Raw genomic sequence first — 16,845 nt, forward strand, 5'->3', positions numbered from 1 at the left:
CAGAGGTGATGATCAAATGAAAAAAAGAAAAATTGTCGTCGCACTTGGCGGTAATGCCATCCAAACCGGAGATGCCAGTGCAGAAGCGCAAAAGCGCGCGCTTGAAGAAACCGCCATGTATTTGGCGGATATGATCGACAGCGGCGCCGAATTAATCGTCACGCACGGAAACGGCCCGCAGGTCGGAAACCTGATGATTCAGCAAAAAGAGGCGGATTCCCCGAAAACACCGGCCATGCCGCTTGAAACTTGTGTTTCCATGACCCAGGGAATGATCGGCTATTGGCTGCAAAATGCTCTTGACCGGGCGCTGCATGCGAAAGGGAAAGGCGGACATGCGGCAACCGTCATCACCCGGGTCGCCGTCCGAGGCGATGATGAAGCATTCCGCAACCCGACAAAACCGATCGGTCCGTTTTACAGCGAAGAAGAAGCGAAAGAACTGATGAACAGCCGCAACGGCGGCCTCGTTTTTAAAGAAGACGCCGGAAGAGGCTGGCGCCGGGTCGTACCGTCTCCGGCTCCGGTATCGATCCTTGAACACGATGTTATCAATGATCTTGTCGAACACGGACATATCGTCATTGCGGCCGGCGGCGGAGGCGTTCCCGTCATTGAAAACGGCGATGCCGTCTCCGGTATTGACGCCGTCATCGACAAAGACTTTGCCGCCTGCAAACTGGCGGAACTTGTGCAGGCTGACGAACTGGTCATTCTAACAGGTGTCGACCATGTTGCCGTCGATTATTTAAAGCCGACAGAACGCGCGCTGAAACGCGTCACCACCGAAGAACTGAAAGGTTATATAAAAGAAAAGCAATTTGCAGAAGGAAGCATGCTGCCAAAAGTCAAAGCAGCCATCCAATTTGCCGAAGCCAAAAAAGGCAATAAAACGGTCATCACATCCCTGAAATTAGCCAAAGACGCTCTCCAAGGAAATGCCGGCACGATTGTCGAACAAGCCTAAAAGCAAAAGGAAGGGCTCGGGGAGGGTTCTTCCTTTTGCCAATCGTCAAAAACAAGTAAAATTTAAACTATATAGCCGCAACATAAGAAAATCGATAAGGGTGGTCCATATGAAGAACAAAGACATCGTACATCAACTGAAAAAGTTTCCTCTTCTCGCTTCCCTGAATAAAAGAGATCTGGAAGATATGAAACAGTTTATCTATTGGCGCACTTACCATAAAGGCCAGATATTATTTATGGAAGACGACCCCCGGGAACGAATGTACCTTCTTCTCGACGGCTTTATCAAACTCGAAAAATCAAACGAAGCTGGATCCATGTTTTATACCGACTATGTACGTCCTCATACCCTCTTTCCATTTGGAGGCTTGTTTCGGGATGAGCATTATCACTATGCCGCCGAAGCCTTAACAGATATTGAACTCTACTATATACCCATGAACATCTTCGAAGATCTCGTCCGGGACAACAAAAACCTGCTTTACGATATTCTCAATCATTTATCAGACATTCTTGCCCTCCACGAGGAAAGGCTGAAGCGCATTACACTCTCCCATGCACACGACAGGGTCACACAAGCCATTTACTATTTAACCGAAAGCCTCGGTCAAAAAGAAAGCAATTCAACCGTCATCAACTGTCCGATCACCGCTGCTGAAATTGCCAAAATCTCAGGGACATCCCGCGAAACCGTCAGCGCCGTCCTGAAAAAGCTCCGCTGCGAAGGCGTGATCAGTCAAATGAACAAGCAGATTATGATCAACCGGCCGGAGTATTTTATGTAGATCATATATGAGAAATCATCCCGACGACAAGCGGGATGATTCCCCCCGCCGCCTTTATTTATACCGGAATTCCTCTGTTTCAAACTGTCTGTTTTTGATGATATCCCGATAAAAGCAAGCCGATTTTTTCAGCGCCCTGCTGCGGTTGTCCTCCAATCGGATCTCAACAAGGCCGTAGCGGTTTTTAAAGGCGTTCATCGGAGAGACGTTGTCCGTGAACGCCCAAAGCATATAGCCTTTGCAGTTTGCGCCGTCTGCGATCCCTTTCATTGCCTCTCGCAAATGGGCCGAAATAAAATCGATTCTGTAGTCATCCTGAATGACACCTTCTTCATTTTTAAAACGCTCCTCATGTTCGACGCCCATCCCGTTTTCCGCAATCAGCCATTCGATATTTCCGTACTCATGTTTGAGTCTCATCGCCATATCATAGACAATTTGGGGATAGATCTCCCATCCTCTGAATGGGTTCATTTTTCTGCCGGGCAGCTCAAAGTATTCATAGTAATAAGCGGGATGAAATGGCGTTGAGTCATTCCACTGTCTTGACGGAGCTTTTACACGGCGGGGGTAATAAAGGTTAATGCCGGCAAAATCTACTGTATGCTGTTTGATGATGTCAAGCTCCGCCTCATCATGGTCAAACAGAATATCGTGTTTAACCAAGAGCTCTATCAATTCATCGGGGTAGGCGCCTTTGATGCTCGGATCCAAAAAAACCCTGTTAAAAAACAAATCATAGATGCGGGCCGCTTTTTGGTCATGAGGCGCGCTTGATCTCGCATAAGTAACCTCCGGATTCAAAATAACGCCGATTTTGGCGCCTTCCAGGCAATCGGACTTGCGGGCGTGAAAAAGCCTGACGCATTTCGCCGTCGCCAATGCCTTATTAAAATTCCATTGCATCCATTTTTTTGTGTTCTGCTCATATGGATATCGAATTGCATCAAGGAAAATCCGGGTTTGCGGGACAATCGGTTCATTAAAAGTAAACCAATATTTCACCCTGTCTCCATATCGTTCAAATACTTTTTTCGCATATGCCGCAAATAAATCTATGACATGTTTAGACCCCCACCCTCCGTATTTCTCCATTAAAACTGCGGGAATCTCATAATGCTCAAGGCAAATCATCGGTTCCACACCTGATGCAATCAGCTCATTGATGACATCGTCGATATAGCCTGCGTACACTTCGTCAACTTCTGCTGTTTCATAATCAATCAGAAAGCGGGACCAGTTAATCGATGTCCGGTAATGTGTCAAGCCGATCTCTTTCATATGATGAATATCCTCTTTATAGCGGTTATAAAAATCGGTTGCCACAGCCGGTCCGTATCCGTTATGCCATACATGCGGGTCATTCTTGTACCACATATCCAAATAAGAATCCTGTGTCGGCCGCTTCCCGGCCCACCCCTCTGTCTGCCACGCCGACGCTGCTGCGCCGAGAATAAAATCGGCGGGAATCTTCCACGTTTGTCTCGCCATTTTGTTCGCTCCTTTCAACGCCTTTACATGGAAACATTGTTTTCAGAATTTACCGTAAGGCTTCGATTCATCAACATCACAAACGGAAGATAAATAAGGGCAGAGACGATGATGCATACGATTTGTGTGACGACGGCGCCGAGGCTTCCTCCTGTCGACAGCCACGCATTGATAATCGGCGGTGTCGTCCACGGCACCATGACAACGGCTTTTCCGGCAAAGCCCGCCGCTGTCGCGATGTAACCGATCGCCCCCGTCACAAGCGGCGTCACAATAAAAGGAATCGCCATTAACGGATTCAGCATGACGGGAACCCCGAAGATCACCGGTTCATTGATATTGAAGATGCCGGGACCAAACGAAATTTTTGTAATGCTGCGCAAATCCTCCCGTTTCCCCGCGATAAAAATCGCGATCAACAGGCCGATCGTGACGCCGGATCCGCCGATGCTCATGTACACATCCCAAAACGGCATCGTAATGATATTCGGAATCGATTCGCCGGCAGCGTATGCATTCATATTGACGGTAATCGAAGCGAGCAGCAAAGGCTCCCTGATCGGCTTCACCATCTGGTTTCCGTGTATGCCGATGACCCAGAAAAACTGTGCGACAAACACTAGCAGCAAAATCCCGGGAAGGCCTTGAATCGCACCCTCAAGCGGTTTTTGCACGACATTGTACACAGCTTCATGAAGGTATACGCCCGTCAGCCGATGAAAAGCAAATCCGAAGCTGGCGATGATCGTGACCGTAATAATCGAAGGAAATAAAGTGCCGAACGAGACAGAGACATTGGCCGGCACGCTGTCCGGCATTTTAATTTTGAGCCGGTCCATGCTCGAAAGCTTGCTGAAGATTTCAACAGACACAATCGAAATAAACATCCCCAAAAACAGCGACTTCGGATCAGTAAATTCCTTGGCCAGCACATTAACCACTTCCTGCATCGAACCGTTCACTTCCAACAGCACCGTCGATGGAATGACAGAGATATAGGACATCAGCGCCATCAAGCCGGGAAAAAATGATTCATGCCCATTCAGCTTCCCGAGCTCAATCCCGATCAAAAACACTGCGCCGATCGTAATAAAGTTCAGCGTCGCATAATTGATCGAGGCCATAATCGGCTCAAGCGCAGACAAGAACCGAAAAGGCTCGAAAACCGCAAGTCCCGTCTCGGGGCTCATCACCATATTCTGCATCAGAACCGCAAACGCCCCGGCAATGATGACCGGCATCAGCGTAACAAACGCCGACTTAATGACCATGATATATTTGAAGCTTGTAATTTTAAAAGCGACCCGCTCAAACATCTCGGTCACCTTCGCCATCCTGCTCATTTACTCTCCCCCTTTTTTTGGTGGTTTGCTTTTACTTTACAATGAAAACGCTTTCTTTTCGGTGCATATTTTTTCCTTTGGGAGAGGAAATTTTTAGATTAGGAATATAATATGGGGAAGAGTGATTTTTGTTTCATAAGATACAGGGAACATACCTCCAAACATATAGAAATCAGTTAGGGCATGACGATTACCCTACATCATTGCAACCATTGGGGAGACTTGATTAATCATGGAACGAAGGTAATTGACAAAATATCTGCCACCAGCGAAGCCTTTAATATAACGAAACTCTTCGCTGGGACTTCAAAGTTCTATCACTTAAATTACACTTAATTAAAAATCAAATTCCAATTGGAAATCATAAGGTGGCAAGACATCGTCAATCTTTTCTTTATTAAAATGTTTTAAAATATAATAAAATAATGAATCTGAAACATACAATCTTTTATCATAGTAAGTAAAAACTTTTGGAAATATATCTTTTTTTGATTGTAATTCGTCAAAATGATTTAGAACAGATGTTAAAGCACCATGATTTATTGATTTAATTGGATGGATGTTTTTCAGATTATCAAATAAGTATTGAAATGAAAATCCTTTTTTGGCAATTTCAACATCAGATGTTAAAACTACTTTTATTATATAATAATATAGTTTTAATTTTGCTTTCCTTTCCCCATCAGCAATATCCTGAATTCTTTTAAGATAATGCTCACTTAACGTTAAATAATAGTTTTCATTACATTTTATTGCCTTGTCTAAGTCGTTGAGAACTATATATTCTTCATTTGTCTTTCTAATATTATTAGCAATACAAAAATGAGAAAGGAGCTGCTGGTAAACAGCCACAATTCCACTGGATGCATCAATAAAGTAGTTAATTATTTCGTCACTTATATCTATGTTGAGTACTTCACAACCCCTCTCTTTTATTTTCTTTAAATCCTCTTCTGACCATCTAGTAGCATCTATGTAATCAATTCTTTGAGATAGTTCTCCATTAAACTTTTCAAAATAGCCTTTATTGATTTTCGTTCCAATAATAATAAATCTTATTCCGCTTTGATAAAACATTTTTAAATCGTAGGCGAGTAAGTATTGATCAACGAGCTTTAAATAATGAAAGTCGTCGAGTACTATAAATTTTATATTTTTTTCTTTTAATGCTTCTACTAGTCTTACACTAGTGGTCTTAGGAATAGTTTTTCTGGCAACTTCACTTATTACTTGTGTCTCTGTTAATTCTCCAGAAAGTTTTGCTTTTAAAAATTGAAATAAACTCGCTTCCGCATCTTTATTTAACCTTGTGCCTCTTTCAATACTGCTAGTTAAAGTTTCAGAAGTTTCAATTCCACATTTATATAAAATTTGATTATAAATCTCATATAAATCAACTCCTTTGGTGCAATCAATCTCAACGGTCTCTTTATTTGGGGTAATATATTTCTTCCTTAAATGACTCTTGCCTACTTTAGTTTCACCAAAAACAACGATATGGTGATCAGTTAATTCAATCTTATCTTTGAAATCATCATCTACATGATGTCTTAAAACATAACTTTTCAGCAAATTGCTTGATATCCCAAAAACTTCTTTTAATGAAGTAGACAACCCTCTCACTCCTGATTTTTATAATAAATAACATCTACCTTACCACTTAGATTATAAACACAAATAATGAAATAATTGCAAACAATTCATAATTATAGATTAAAATAACAAACCATAAACCTTATTTTTTAATCAGTAAAGTTTATTCTGATGTTATGGTACTCTCTTCATCCATGATAAGATAAACATAAAACCAACAATTGGAGATGAAGGAAACATGAAGAACAAACTGATTGAACGTCTCATTTCTTATGCGAAAGTGGATACGCAGTCAAATGAAAACAGTCAGACGACGCCTTCCACTCCCGGGCAGCTGACGCTTGCCAATATGCTTGTTGAAGAGCTGAAAGAGATCGGCATGAAGGACGTCACAATCGATGAAAACGGCTATGTGATGGCGACGCTTCCTTCGAATACGGAAAAAGAGGTGCCGACGATCGGCTTCCTGGCTCATGTGGATACAGCAACAGATTTTACCGGAAAGAACGTCAATCCGCAGGTTATCGAACAATACGACGGAAAGGACATTGTGCTGAATGAATCTCTCAATGTCGTCTTATCGCCCAAGGAATTTCCCGAGCTTGCAGATTATGCGGGACATACATTGATCACTACCGACGGAACGACTTTGCTCGGCGCCGATAATAAAGCGGGAATCTCTGAAATCATGACGGCAATCGAATATTTAATTGCGCACCCCGAAATCAAACACGGGAAGATCAGAGTCGCTTTTACGCCTGATGAAGAGATCGGCAGAGGGCCCCACAAGTTTGACGTAGAGGCGTTCAACGCCACATTCGCGTATACGGTTGACGGCGGACCGCTCGGCGAACTGCAGTACGAAAGCTTCAATGCTGCAGCCGCGAAAATCACTTGTAAAGGAACGAACGTCCACCCCGGCACAGCAAAAGGAAAAATGGTCAATGCCGCCAAAATCGCGATGCAGTTTCACGCCGGACTTCCGGCAAACGAAGCCCCTGAATTTACTGAAGGTTATGAAGGCTTCTACCATCTGCTTTCGATCAAGGGCGATGTCTCTGAAACCACTCTCTCCTATATCATCAGGGATTTTGACAGAGACCGATTTAACGAGAGAAAAGCCAACGTCCAACAAATCGCAAACGACCTTAAAGCCAAATACGGCGAAAACAGCATCACAGTAGACATGAATGATCAATATTACAACATGAGGGAAAAAATCGAACCGGTCAAAGAGATTGTCGACATTGCCTATGAAGCAATGAAAAATCTGGACATCGAGCCGGTTGTGAAACCGATCCGCGGCGGTACAGACGGCTCCCAGCTCTCATACATGGGGCTTCCTTGTCCGAACATTTTTACAGGCGGGGAAAACTTTCACGGAAAATACGAGTATATTTCCGCCGACAATATGGTAAAAGCCGCCAATGTCATCGTGGAAATTGTGAAGCTGTTTGAAGAAAGAGCGTAATACGAAAAAAGCGAAAAGCGGCTGCAAGACACGACAGCCGCTTTTTTGTCAGATCAATCTTTATCTGCGCTTTGCCGAAATCAGAACATGTTTCGGCATAAAGCCGATTAACGTCTCACCGATGCAAAATATTCTGCTCATTTAGCTTCATCGCCTTTCCAAATATCTTTCAGCGTCCAGTAAGTGAACTCTTCGACCCGTACATTGCCTTTCTCAGAAAACAGCTCAATCCCGGCTCTTCCTTCTTTGGGATATATGCGGCTGGTCATTGTCGCTTCACCATGGTTTGCAAATACTTCAATAGACGATCTGTCAAGAAACAGATGCAAGGTGAGCTTCTCCTCCGCTTCAAGCCGTACGTTTCTCACACCGTCCCGCGCTTTGCCGGACTTTGAACAGTCGAGCGTCAGCTTTTGATCAGCCAAGCTGTACTGGATGATTGTCTCTTCCTGACCAATCCCCCGAATCTTTAAGCCAACCGTTTCGGCACTGCAAATTGTCAAATCAAAAACGGCCACCACTTCAAGAAGCTTTTCGGCTGTCTTTATCAAATAGCTGCCGGAAATCGATTGATTGGCACATTCATGATGTTCCGATTCACGAAGTAATTGAGTCTCCTCAACCGGATTCATTAAAATTTTGTGATCATCCTTCAACGTCAATTCACGCGGCAAAGTTAAAGCCCCGCACCATCCGTCCGCTTTCGTCGGCATCTCTGACTCCCACATATCCATCCAGCCAATCGCAATTCTGCGCCCTTTGTCATCCAACAAAGTTTGCACGGCATAAAAGTCATGGCCATGGTCCAATTCCTTAAAGGAGCCATGTACAAACTCATTCGTGTCTTCATCATAATCTCCAATCAAATAGCCTGTTTGATACAGATTCTGATATGAATCACCATCCGCCTCTATACCCTGAGGAGAAATCAGCAAAATGTGTTTGCCGTCTAATTCAAAGAAATCCGGACATTCCCACATAAAGCCGAGATTCCCGTCGCTTTGGGCGAGGACGCCTGCATATTCCCAATCTACAAAGTTAGGCGAGCGATATAAAATGACCCGACCGACATTTTCTTTTGAGGCGTTTCCGATCACCATATACCAGGTCTCACCATGCCTCCATACTTTCGGATCGCGAAAGTGGCGGGAGCTGTCTTCCGGCGGCTCTGCGATGACAGGGTTTTCTTTCAGTTTTTCAAAGGTGATACCATCTTTGCTGACTGCTATATTCTGATTTTGATAGAAATCGTCTTTCTCTTCATCTATCATATTATGCCCTGTATAGATTAAAGCAAGGTCGCCGTTATATTCGACTGCGCTTCCTGAGAAGCAGCCGCTCTCATCAAATGCATCGCCAGGGGCTAAAGCGATCGGCAAGTGTTCCCAGTGAATAAGATCCCTGCTCTTCAAATGGCCCCAATGCATCGGCCCCCAATTCTCATCATACGGATGATGTTGATAAAAGACATGATACTCCCCTTTATATTGAATCAGTCCGTTTGGATCATTTATCCAGTTTGCCCGGGGCATCATGTGATAGCCCATTCGGTATCGGTGATTCACTTTTTTTCCGGCTTTCTTCAATGCTTCTTCTGCCTGGTGAATTCTATTCATCTGTGACACCCTTTCTATATATGCTTTCTTTGTAGACTTTGAGCAAATTCAACGTCTTTCTTTGAGTCTAGCAAGGTAAAAATCGAAATAATGGTGAAACAAAGGACCATTGCTCCCATGATAAGATAAGTGTGGCGAAATCCGATGCTGTCGTATAAGCCTCCCGCAAGCGGCGAAAAAATCGACGTGCCTACCTGGGATGCGAATTGAAAGCCGACAAGATAAAGTACGGATGAAAGACGATTATCAAAATTGGTCGCCAAATATTTAAACACCGCAATCAGCATAATCGGCAATTCTAAAGCATGAATGAGTTTCATTGATGAAATTCCGACCGGTCCGCTGACAAGTCCGGAGCCGATAATGCGGAAAGCCATTAACAGCCCCGCTAAAATCAAACTTTTTTTAGGACCAAGCTTATTGACGATGAAAGGCGCAAGAAACATCATGCCCGCTTCAATGAATACTTGGAATGAGTTAAGGTATCCAAATATTTGGTTCCCCAGAGCCGGAGTCGGAAATAAGGAAGCGTAGTAAAGCGGGAACTGCTGGTCATAGACGCCGTATACGCAAGTTACGCCGATCACGTACAACATCAAAAACCAGAAATCTTTTAAGAGAAAAAGCCCTCCCACGTCTTTTAATCCGACCGAGTCTGCCCTTTCCTTTTCATCATCTGTCATCTCAATTTTTACGGAAACAATAATGGCTACCAATATGACTGCTGAAACGGAAGCAACCCAGAAGTTGATATTCGGGTCGATATTGAACAGCTGACCTGCAAAAAATGTCGCCGCAGCCCAGCCGAGGGATCCCCACATCCTTGTTCTTCCATATTCAAAGTGATATTTGCGGCTGACCTTTTCAATAAAGGTTTCAATCGCGCCGATTCCGGCGAGAAAAGCAGTTCCCAAATAAATTCCGCCGACGATAGCCCCGAGAAAGACATTGTATTGTAAAAGCGGTCCGTAGACGAAAATATAAAAGGGACCCGTAAATACGAGAAGCAAGCTGATCATAAATAATATGTTTTTCTTCAGACCGAGCTTATCAGAGATAAAACCGTACAAAGGCTGCATGCACAAAGTAAAGATAGCGTTTACAGAAAAGATAATGCCTGTCGCGGACCCGTTCAAATTGATTTCTTGCCCTAACCAAATCGCAAATAAAGAATAGCTGGAAGACCAAGTAAAAAAGAAAAAGAAAAAATAAGCGCTTAGTTTCCAATACAGACTGTTTGAGCTTTTCATTTTCATTTGCTCCTTTAACCCGATTTGGATGTATCTATTTGATGCCTGTCCCTGAACCGCCGAGGCCATCTAAAATGTAGCGTTGGGCTACAATGTAGATGAGAATCAGCGGAATCGTGGAAATCGTCAAGACAGCCATTACCTGGTTCGTATAAACCGGCTCGGTGCTGTTGATGGCTGTAATCGCCACCTGGATCGGAAATTTCGACTTATCCGTCAAAACCATCAGCGGCCAAATATAGTCATTCCAGCTGCCGATAAAAGCCAATGTCCCCACAGTAGCAACAGCCGGTTTCGACATCGGCAGCATCACCCGCCAGAAAATCTGCCATGTGTTGGCTCCGTCCAGCTTGGCCGACTCAATCATCTCCCCCGGGATCGCCATGAAAAAGTTTCGGAACAAATAAATATTGAAAGCCCCGGCAAGCGCCGGCAAAATCACGGCAAGGCGCGTATCAACAAGTCCGAGCTTATGAACAATTGTAAACTGCGAGATTAAAATCGTTTCCATCGGCACGATTAAAAGTGCCAGCAATATGGTAAACAGCACTTTTTTACCTGTGAATTGCAGCTTGGCGAATGCGAAGCCCGCCATTCCGTTGATGATGACAGCTCCCGCTGCCACACACAAACCGTAAAACAGACTGTTACCGATATACATTAGTAAATCAAACCGTGACAGCACTTCCCTGTAGGATTGAAACCATTCCGACGGATGAAAAGACGGGAGAAACGCTTGAATGCTGCTGATATTGTTGTAAATATCGGCTTCCGGTTTCATCGATGAAGCAACCATCCAAATCAGCGGAAATATAAACAGAACCGCCAGCAAAACAAGGCATATATATTCCAGTATCGTCACAGGCCCGAATTTCCTTCTCATCCGCCTTCATCCTCCTTCACCAACTTGCGCTGCGCAAGCGTCACCAATCCAATCATCGTGCCAAACAAAAGCGCAATTGAACTTGCATAGCCGACCATCCGATCGGTAAATCCCGTTTGATAAATATAATAGACAACTGTCATCGTTGAATTGACTGGTCCCCCCTGGGTCATGACCATTGGCTGCACGAGGAGCTTAAACGCACTGATCAGCGTTGTAATAAAGATAAAAATCGACGTCGGCTTCAACAAAGGCAATGTAATATAAATAAACCGCTGCCATTTATTCATACCATCCAATTGCGCCGCCTCGTAGACATCTCCGGGAATGTTTTGCAGGCCTGCTAAAAAAATCAGCATCTGAAATCCGGCTCCCTGCCAGACTGAAACGAAAACAATTGTAAAGATCGCCTGATCAGGACTTGTCAAAAACGGCTGCGGCGATAAACCGATATGCGTCAGCACGTTATTGATCATGCCTTCATTCGGATTCAGCAAGTACAGCCACAAAACGGAGATGACAACAAGCGACATGACGACGGGGCTAAAGTATGCGACTTTGAAAAACGTATTGGCCTTGCGCTTTTTATTCAACAGAAGGGCCAGCCCGAGAGCGGCCCCGATCTGCAACGGAATCACAAGGACAACAAATTTCAATGTGTTGCTCAAACTTTTCAAGAAAATAGGGTCTTTGAACAATTTGATAAAGTTGTCAAAACCGACAAACTTGCGCATGTCAGGTGTTAACAAATAATAATCTGTAAATGCGTAGTAAACCGCCATAATCGATGGAATCACGAGAAACACTGACAAAATCAGCAAGGACGGACCTAAAAATGTATAGGCCAGCACATTGTCCCGCCACCCTATTTTATTGGCCGGGATTTTTTTCAGCGGAAAGGCCGTCCTTGCTTCTTTCAACGGAATTTTATTCATGGTTCCACCTTCTAGTTAGCCTTATCGATGGCTGATTGCATTTCTTTTGCACGCGTATCCAGCACCGATTGAATATCCTGATGCTGATCAAAGAAGCTGATGTCATCGATCGCTTGCTGAAATGCGCGTGTCACCTGCGGATATGCCGGTGTCACCGGTCGGGCGTGCCCCGTTTCTTTCAGCTGCTGCAAGAAGACATTCATTTCATCTGAGAATTCTTTTGCCAGCACTTTCTCTGATGAATAGCGCACAGGCAGCACAGCGATCGAACGGCTCAATTCCAGGTTGGATTCCTTGTTTGTCATCCAATCGACCAATTTTGCCGCCCATTCCTTGTTTTCAGACGTCTGTGTCATGGCGAACTGCCAGCTTCCTGAAGGGGACACAAGCTTTTTTGTTTTTGGCGAAACAGGGTACGGCATTACACCATAATCGACATTAGGAAAATTTGTTTCCATGTCGGTTACCGTCCAGACACCGCTCATTTTCATCGGATATTTTTCCGTTTCAAACGCCTGCTTAACCGGAGTCCGGGTCGTATAACCCTCCTTCAGCATTGTTTGAATAAATGTCATCGCTTCAGCGGTCAGTTTGTCGTTAAAAACACCCTCCGCTTTCTTGCCATCTTTTGAAAGGATATCACCGCCAGCCGACCAAACAAATGGCAATAGCGCATAGGTCAGCATTTCGTCTTTTGACTGCAACTGCATATCGATGGCCGGTTTGTCATATTTATTTTTCAGCTTTTTGCAAAGCTCAAGGAATTCGTCCCACGTCCATGGATTCTCAACCGTTGGCAGCGTTTTCAAATCAACGCCGGCGTCCTTCAGCATTTTTTTGTTATAGTAAATACCGACCGACGATTCGCTGACGCCGATCGCATACAGTTTCCCCCCGTAGGTTCCCTGTTGCTTAATGCTCGGCAATAAATCATCCTGGTCTTTGATATACTCATCCAATGGCGCAATTACGCCTGATTTCGCATAAGCCGCCGTATTCGGTCCGTCCAAAGTGATCACATCCGGCAGGGTGTTCGTTGTCAGCGCCGCGTTCACTTTGTCTTCATATCCGCCACCGTTTCCGCTTCTGGGAATGAAATCAACTTTGGCCTTGACATTTTCAGAGGCATACTTTTTATTAAAAGCGTCCACCCGCTTTTGATAGACCTTTCCTTCTTCACTATCATCAGATACGTGCACCCACATCGTAAGCGTTTTCCCATCTTGGCTATTTGCACTTTTGCTATTGCTGCAGCCCCACATCGCAAACATCAGTAACAATGAAAAAATTCCGAAGAGCCACCTTTTCATCTTTGTCACTTCCCCCCATTTTTCATAAATCAACAGATAAAAGCGCTTTCAAATGAATTGTATGTCAACCGGTTTCACATGTCAACCGGTTGACATATTTTTTCCCCAATTATTCATCCCGGTACATTTCTCAGAATCATGGCATTTTCTTGCACATATCAGTCCGATTCTCTAAAATAAGTGCGTGACGAGAATTGTAAGCCATTTCAGTAAACTAGCAGGGGGAAAAGGGAATGAAGCCTAGCATTCACGACGTTGCAAAAAAAGCGGGAGTTTCACCAACAACCGTATCGCGGGTATTAAATAACCGCGGCTATATTAGTGAAAAAACAAAAGAAAAAGTCTATAAAGCGATGGAAGAAATCAATTACTTTCCAAACGATTTGGCCCGCTCTTTATTTCGTAAACGAACTCATTTAATAGGGCTCATCATCCCTAACTCCAGCAACCCGTTTTTCGGCGAACTGGCCTTTCATATTGAGAGCATCTGCGCTGCCATGGGCTACAAACTGCTGCTTTGCAACAGCTTGAACCGCAAAGACAAAGAAGAAAAATACTTGGAAATGCTGATGCGAAATCAAGTGGACGGCGTCATCGCCGTGACCTACAACAGGGGAATCTTAAACTATCATCGGCAAAACCTGCCGATTGTCGCCATCGATCATTACTTATCGGAAACGATTCCCGTCATCGGCTCCAATAACTATGACGGAGGAAGAAAAGCGACAGAACTGTTAATTGCAAAAGGCTGCCGGCACATCATCCATCTCAACGGACCAATTGAGCTGAAAACACCGGCAAATCTTAGACGAAAAGCATATGAAGATGTGATGCGACAACACGGAAGACAGCCGATTACATATGAGGTTCCCTTTCATCAAAATTACCGGGAAATCATCTCAAAACTGTTTGATGAACAGCCTGCGGCTGACGGCATTTTTGCCAGCGATGACCTCATGGCCGCTACAGTCATCACCGAAGCAAAAAAACGCGGAAAAGACATTCCCGGGCTATTAAAGGTGATCGGCTACGACGGAACGGAAGCCGTTCAGTCCATCCTCCCGGAATTGACAACCATCCAGCAGCCGATTGAACTCATTTCCAAGACGGCCATCGAGATTTTGTCCAAAGCCATTGAAGGCGAATTCGATGATTTACCGCTGGAAACCTATTTGCCCGTACAGCTTTTAGAAGGAGAGACGACTTAAATGAATCGCACAAAAAAAGGAGACATTGACGTCTCCTTTTTCCATACATATCCTGATCTATCCAATTGTTAAAAATATAAAATTTACATTACTAACCTAAAATTTAACTTATTTTTCTAGACAAACGCATCTCCACATGATAAATTTAAAGACAAGTTTTCAAAAAATTCTAATTTTGGTACGGGGGTGCCTTTCATTGAGCGTAAGCCACTTTTTTCCTGAAACTCTAGTTGCTATTGTAAAAGACATGTTAACCAAAACCGATGGTTCAACAACCAAAGCGATTGAAACGCTGATCGGTGGCAAAGCCGAAATCGAAGTTTTTCAGCAAAATAATATTGATTATGACAAGCTGTCACCTGAAGAAGCGAGGCTGTTTCAACGCGATGATGACATCTTGTTTAGAACTTCCTCTTTGAAAACAGGCGATGATTATTTATCTTATAATTATGTCTATGTTAAAACAAACTTACTGCCGCCCGCCATCAAACAAGATTTGCAGGCAGAAAGGCTTCCCATCGGGAAAATCATTGCAGAACTGGAGTCAAGGCGTGAAATTTTCAGTACGGGCGACTGCCTGGGAAAACATTTCACACAACTTGTACCTGTTTCAGCAGACCGGACATATGCTTTTAAAAAATATCAGATTATCAGCGGCCGGCAGTGCATGTTCTATGTCTGCGAGCTATTCGATTTAGAAAAAATCTGCGAACGGACTGCGGGCTGAATCATGCCCGTCAGCTGCCACTTCATGAAAAGGCTTCCATAACCTCCCCATTCCTTCTTCCCTCAAAACAAAAACCCCTGCGAAACAGGGGCTGTTATTTATTGATACACCGTTTTCGGCACGGCAACGACCGGATTTCCGGCAGCATAAGGAGCGACATCGTATTGCTGGAAGACGATCGCAATGCCGTCTTTTGTGTAATAAAAAGCCGTGTTTTTACCAAGGACGATGTCTTTCTTCTTCACATCCGGGAAGAAAATGTCGCTGTGTTTTTGAATATAGTCGTAAATGTATGTTTTTGTCTTATCCATTTTCGATTTTGTATTTAAGATATCTGATAAATACACCCGCTTTTTAGAGGCAAGGTCATAGTTGAAAGAGCGGACTGCCGTATTTCCGTGCGCTCCGCCGGAGTAGACGTAATTACTTGTCAGAATGCTTAGCTTTTGGCCGGTCCGGTATTTCACTTCAAAGGACGTTTGATAATCTGTTTGGTATCCGTGCTGTTGGCCGTCTTTCTTGTTTTTTACATAATCTTTGTAGGACTGCTCAATATAACGTTTAAAATCTTTGTTGATCCTATTTTGGAGAGATTTGCTGCTTACATTTGCAACCTGCGGGTATTTCAAAGCCTTAATGTTTTTGTAAGTATGGCTCGTGACCGTCGGCTTTTTTTCATTTGCCGCGTGTGCAGAAGGAAGTGCGGCCGCACCGTACAGCGCAAAAAACAATACCCCTGTCATCAGCATACCTAACGCTTTAAACACTGTTTTTTTGTTCATAAGAACCCTCCTTAATCTGTCATTGTTTATCATACCCATTTTGAAATCGGGTACACATGATAGACCGGTGAACTCGCGAGAAAGTTTCTATTTTCGGAGATAAAAATTGAAAAATATTCTAATTCACCCTGTTCGTTCAGCACCTTGTTGACCATTTGAACGACTGTCTTGACAAAAAATTCACACGCTGATTCGATACGCCCTCCGGTTTAACCGCAGAAGAAGAAAATGAAAAACCAAATAGTTTTTTTAAACCCATTGACATTTTTATAAAAAGTATTAATATTAAAACTATTAAAAAATTGCATAAAAAGGTTTTCCTTATCAAGAGTGGTGGAGGGACTGGCCCTGTGAAACCCGGCAACCGCTGTCTATGACAGAATGGTGCTAAATCCTTAAGAGCATGTACGTGCTCTTGAAGATAAGGAGGAGATTGAATATATCAAGCTCTTCCTTATCGGGAAGAGCTTTTTTATGTCTAT

The 16,845-nt window shown here is 43.8% G+C and carries 14 protein-coding genes and 1 riboswitch; of the genes, 5 read left to right on the forward strand and 9 right to left on the reverse strand.

The window, feature by feature from the left end; genetic code table 11:
* The first annotated feature begins 16 nt into the window (after positions 1–16).
* Together arcC and MHH76_RS20710 are read left to right on the forward strand one after the other, a co-directional pair.
* Entirely contained in the window at positions 17–967 is a 951-nt protein-coding gene (gene arcC, locus MHH76_RS20705; RefSeq protein ID WP_035338012.1) for a carbamate kinase, read from the forward strand.
* Between the two features lie 109 nt (positions 968–1,076).
* Positions 1,077–1,754 carry a Crp/Fnr family transcriptional regulator gene (locus MHH76_RS20710; RefSeq protein WP_020453468.1) on the forward strand — a complete coding sequence of 226 codons (678 nt, stop codon included), beginning with the start codon at positions 1,077–1,079 and terminating at the stop codon, positions 1,752–1,754.
* Between the two features lie 54 nt (positions 1,755–1,808).
* Here the strand turns inward: MHH76_RS20710 and MHH76_RS20715 are convergent, their stop codons facing one another.
* The 3 genes from MHH76_RS20715 to MHH76_RS20725 all read right to left on the reverse strand — a co-directional run bounded on the left by MHH76_RS20715 (position 1,809) and on the right by MHH76_RS20725 (position 6,202).
* Entirely contained in the window at positions 1,809–3,245 is a 1,437-nt protein-coding gene (locus tag MHH76_RS20715; RefSeq protein WP_023856929.1) for a glycoside hydrolase family 1 protein, read from the reverse strand.
* A gap of 23 nt (positions 3,246–3,268) precedes the next feature.
* A complete protein-coding gene (locus MHH76_RS20720; protein ID WP_025810572.1) occupies positions 3,269–4,588 on the reverse strand; it encodes a PTS transporter subunit EIIC in 1,320 nt (439 codons plus the stop codon).
* Positions 4,589–4,924: 336 nt separating this feature from the next.
* On the reverse strand, positions 4,925–6,202 hold the full coding sequence (locus MHH76_RS20725; RefSeq protein ID WP_023856927.1) for an ATP-binding protein: 1,278 nt from the start codon (positions 6,200–6,202) through the stop codon (positions 4,925–4,927).
* Between the two features lie 217 nt (positions 6,203–6,419).
* Here MHH76_RS20725 and pepT point away from each other — a divergent pair, with 217 nt between their 5' ends.
* Positions 6,420–7,652 carry a peptidase T gene (pepT, locus tag MHH76_RS20730; protein WP_020453474.1) on the forward strand — a complete coding sequence of 411 codons (1,233 nt, stop codon included), beginning with the start codon at positions 6,420–6,422 and terminating at the stop codon, positions 7,650–7,652.
* Between the two features lie 137 nt (positions 7,653–7,789).
* Here pepT and MHH76_RS20735 read toward each other — a convergent pair whose 3' ends face one another.
* The 5 genes from MHH76_RS20735 to MHH76_RS20755 are packed head-to-tail and all read right to left on the reverse strand — an operon-like array spanning position 7,790 to position 13,646.
* Positions 7,790–9,268: a glycoside hydrolase family 32 protein gene (locus MHH76_RS20735; protein ID WP_039073071.1), complete on the reverse strand. Its 1,479-nt coding sequence runs from the start codon at positions 9,266–9,268 to the stop codon at positions 7,790–7,792.
* A gap of 14 nt (positions 9,269–9,282) precedes the next feature.
* Positions 9,283–10,518 (reverse strand): MFS transporter, encoded by a 1,236-nt coding sequence (locus MHH76_RS20740; protein WP_039073072.1) that lies wholly within the window; start codon positions 10,516–10,518, stop codon positions 9,283–9,285.
* Between the two features lie 34 nt (positions 10,519–10,552).
* Positions 10,553–11,401 carry a carbohydrate ABC transporter permease gene (locus MHH76_RS20745; RefSeq protein WP_039073073.1) on the reverse strand — a complete coding sequence of 283 codons (849 nt, stop codon included), beginning with the start codon at positions 11,399–11,401 and terminating at the stop codon, positions 10,553–10,555.
* Positions 11,398–12,336 carry a sugar ABC transporter permease gene (locus MHH76_RS20750; RefSeq protein WP_020453478.1) on the reverse strand — a complete coding sequence of 313 codons (939 nt, stop codon included), beginning with the start codon at positions 12,334–12,336 and terminating at the stop codon, positions 11,398–11,400. The genes MHH76_RS20745 and MHH76_RS20750 overlap by 4 nt, the downstream gene beginning before the upstream one ends.
* Positions 12,337–12,347: 11 nt before the next feature.
* Positions 12,348–13,646: a sugar ABC transporter substrate-binding protein gene (locus MHH76_RS20755; RefSeq protein ID WP_020453479.1), complete on the reverse strand. Its 1,299-nt coding sequence runs from the start codon at positions 13,644–13,646 to the stop codon at positions 12,348–12,350.
* Positions 13,647–13,879: 233 nt separating this feature from the next.
* Between MHH76_RS20755 and MHH76_RS20760 the strand changes: the two genes are divergently transcribed.
* Both MHH76_RS20760 and MHH76_RS20765 read left to right on the forward strand, forming a co-directional pair.
* The gene (locus MHH76_RS20760; RefSeq protein WP_023856920.1) at positions 13,880–14,854 is read left to right on the forward strand and encodes a LacI family DNA-binding transcriptional regulator; all 975 of its coding nucleotides are present in this window, start codon (positions 13,880–13,882) and stop codon (positions 14,852–14,854) included.
* A gap of 196 nt (positions 14,855–15,050) precedes the next feature.
* The gene (locus tag MHH76_RS20765; RefSeq protein WP_023856919.1) at positions 15,051–15,581 is read left to right on the forward strand and encodes a chorismate pyruvate-lyase family protein; all 531 of its coding nucleotides are present in this window, start codon (positions 15,051–15,053) and stop codon (positions 15,579–15,581) included.
* A gap of 98 nt (positions 15,582–15,679) precedes the next feature.
* Here the strand turns inward: MHH76_RS20765 and MHH76_RS20770 are convergent, their stop codons facing one another.
* Positions 15,680–16,363, reverse strand: coding sequence for a DUF3298 and DUF4163 domain-containing protein (locus MHH76_RS20770; RefSeq protein WP_023856918.1), 684 nt, complete (start codon positions 16,361–16,363; stop codon positions 15,680–15,682).
* Between the two features lie 318 nt (positions 16,364–16,681).
* Positions 16,682–16,791, forward strand: a riboswitch (SAM riboswitch).
* Positions 16,792–16,845: the final 54 nt, after the last annotated feature.

It is taken from the genome of Bacillus sp. FSL L8-0193 (assembly GCF_037976065.1).
Taxonomy (GTDB): domain Bacteria; phylum Bacillota; class Bacilli; order Bacillales; family Bacillaceae; genus Bacillus; species Bacillus paralicheniformis.

Bases quoted from the DNA above. Each gene is read 5' to 3' on its own strand.
- arcC (WP_035338012.1), top strand. From the start codon at position 17: ATGAAAAAAAGAAAAATTGTCGTCGCACTTGGCGGTAATGCCATCCAA.
- MHH76_RS20710 (WP_020453468.1), top strand. From the start codon at position 1,077: ATGAAGAACAAAGACATCGTACATCAACTGAAAAAGTTTCCTCTTCTC.
- MHH76_RS20715 (WP_023856929.1), bottom strand. From the start codon at position 3,245: ATGGCGAGACAAACGTGGAAGATTCCCGCCGATTTTATTCTCGGCGCA.
- MHH76_RS20720 (WP_025810572.1), bottom strand. From the start codon at position 4,588: ATGAGCAGGATGGCGAAGGTGACCGAGATGTTTGAGCGGGTCGCTTTT.
- pepT (WP_020453474.1), top strand. From the start codon at position 6,420: ATGAAGAACAAACTGATTGAACGTCTCATTTCTTATGCGAAAGTGGAT.
- MHH76_RS20735 (WP_039073071.1), bottom strand. From the start codon at position 9,268: ATGAATAGAATTCACCAGGCAGAAGAAGCATTGAAGAAAGCCGGAAAA.
- MHH76_RS20740 (WP_039073072.1), bottom strand. From the start codon at position 10,518: ATGAAAAGCTCAAACAGTCTGTATTGGAAACTAAGCGCTTATTTTTTC.
- MHH76_RS20745 (WP_039073073.1), bottom strand. From the start codon at position 11,401: ATGAGAAGGAAATTCGGGCCTGTGACGATACTGGAATATATATGCCTT.
- MHH76_RS20750 (WP_020453478.1), bottom strand. From the start codon at position 12,336: ATGAATAAAATTCCGTTGAAAGAAGCAAGGACGGCCTTTCCGCTGAAA.
- MHH76_RS20755 (WP_020453479.1), bottom strand. From the start codon at position 13,646: ATGAAAAGGTGGCTCTTCGGAATTTTTTCATTGTTACTGATGTTTGCG.
- MHH76_RS20760 (WP_023856920.1), top strand. From the start codon at position 13,880: ATGAAGCCTAGCATTCACGACGTTGCAAAAAAAGCGGGAGTTTCACCA.
- MHH76_RS20770 (WP_023856918.1), bottom strand. From the start codon at position 16,363: ATGAACAAAAAAACAGTGTTTAAAGCGTTAGGTATGCTGATGACAGGG.